General features: G+C 39.7%; 2 protein-coding genes. Both read left to right on the forward strand.

Annotated elements, in window-relative coordinates; all coding sequences use genetic code 11:
• Positions 1–15: 15 nt before the first annotated feature.
• Positions 16–951, forward strand: coding sequence for a type II CRISPR-associated endonuclease Cas1 (gene cas1 / locus N2Z72_02660; GenBank protein MCX7696578.1), 936 nt, complete (start codon positions 16–18; stop codon positions 949–951).
• Positions 929–1,267 (forward strand): CRISPR-associated endonuclease Cas2, encoded by a 339-nt coding sequence (gene cas2, locus N2Z72_02665; GenBank protein ID MCX7696579.1) that lies wholly within the window; start codon positions 929–931, stop codon positions 1,265–1,267. Before cas1 ends, cas2 begins: the two co-directional genes overlap by 23 nt.
• The last annotated feature ends 251 nt before the right edge of the window (positions 1,268–1,518 follow it).

The following is a 1,518-nucleotide window of genomic DNA, read 5'->3' on the forward strand; positions in this document are numbered from 1 at the left end:
TTGGATTGAACATTCATGATAAAGCATGTTGTTTATTTTGGCAATCCTGCTCATATACGATTGGAACGCAAGCAACTTAAGATTACACTTAAATTAGAACCTCCTGAGGAAAAGTCGATTCCCATCGAAGATGTAGGTGTGGTGATTATTGATCATCCACAAATTACCATTACGAGCGGAGCTCTATCTGAATTGATGGAAAACAACGTAGCTGTAATCACATGTAACGATTCTTACTTACCTAATGGTTTACTTCTTCCATTGGAAGGTCATCATGTTCAGTCGCAACGTATACGTGCACAAATTCAAGCCAGTGAACCTCTTGTTAAAAACCTATGGCGTCAGACCGTGCAAGCAAAAATCTACAATCAAGCTCATGTGCTTGAATTTCAGGGAGACAAGTCGCATCCCCTTCTGGAATTTTATCACGATGTTCGCAGTGGAGATACGACCAACCGTGAAGCTGCCGCTGCTCATTATTATTGGGCACATGTTTTTCCTTCCATGCCCCATTTTACAAGAGATCCAGTAGGTCCCTATCCCAACAATTTGCTTAACTACGGGTATGCCATTTTACGTGCTGTCATGGCTCGCGCCATCGTGGCTGCAGGACTTTTCCCCTCCTTGGGAATACATCATCATAACAAATACAATGCTTATTGTCTGGCCGATGACCTGATGGAACCCTACCGACCTTATGTTGATCTTTGTGTTATCCATATCATGAAAAAATACCCTCATGACAAAGAGCTTACGAAAGAAATCAAAAAAGAACTTCTCACCATACCTCTCATGGATGTTCACTTGGAAAACGAAAAAAGCCCTTTGCTCGTAGCATCGCATCGAACGGCAACGTCGCTAGCTCATTGCTTTCTGAATGAAAAAAGAAAAATCCTCTATCCTCGTCTGAACATTAAATTGCCTAAACATGAAATCTTCCAGATTAAGTGAGTATCGTATCATGTGGGTCATGTGTTGTTTTGATCTGCCAGTAACTACCAAAGAACAAAGAAAAGCAGCCACCGACTTTCGAAAATTTTTGCTCGAAGACGGATTTATTATGCTACAATTCAGTGTCTATTCCCGTCATTGTGGAAGTCCTGACAAAGCTCAGGTCCACATCAACCGTGTTTTCCAAAATCTACCACCCCAAGGCTCGGTACTCATTTATAAAATCACCGACAAACAATTTAGTGAAGCTATTTATTTCAGAAATGCCGAAAAGAAAAAACCCCCTGAAGGAACTCGCCAACTTGTATTGTTCTAAATCGTAGAAAATAAAAAATCCCCTCTTTGAGGGGATTTTTTCATTTGCAACAGGCTTTTTTTCATTCTAAAAATCACAAGATAACCCGCATCAGATCGAAGCTTCAGCGTATTCTCCTGTTGCAAATATAGTCAAAGAACTTTCTTGATAGCGAATCACAACGTTCATTTTTTTTCTAATATAGTAAATATCCTGTTGCAAATATAGTCAAAGAACTTTCTTGATAGCGAATCTCAACAAAACATATCTCT

It is taken from the genome of Bacteroidales bacterium, from assembly GCA_026418905.1.
In the GTDB taxonomy this organism is placed as follows: domain Bacteria; phylum Bacteroidota; class Bacteroidia; order Bacteroidales; family DTU049; genus JAOAAK01.

Coding starts and splice junctions, on each gene's coding strand:
- cas2 (MCX7696579.1), top strand. CDS start 929: ATGAAATCTTCCAGATTAAGTGAGTATCGTATCATGTGGGTCATGTGT.
- cas1 (MCX7696578.1), top strand. CDS start 16: ATGATAAAGCATGTTGTTTATTTTGGCAATCCTGCTCATATACGATTG.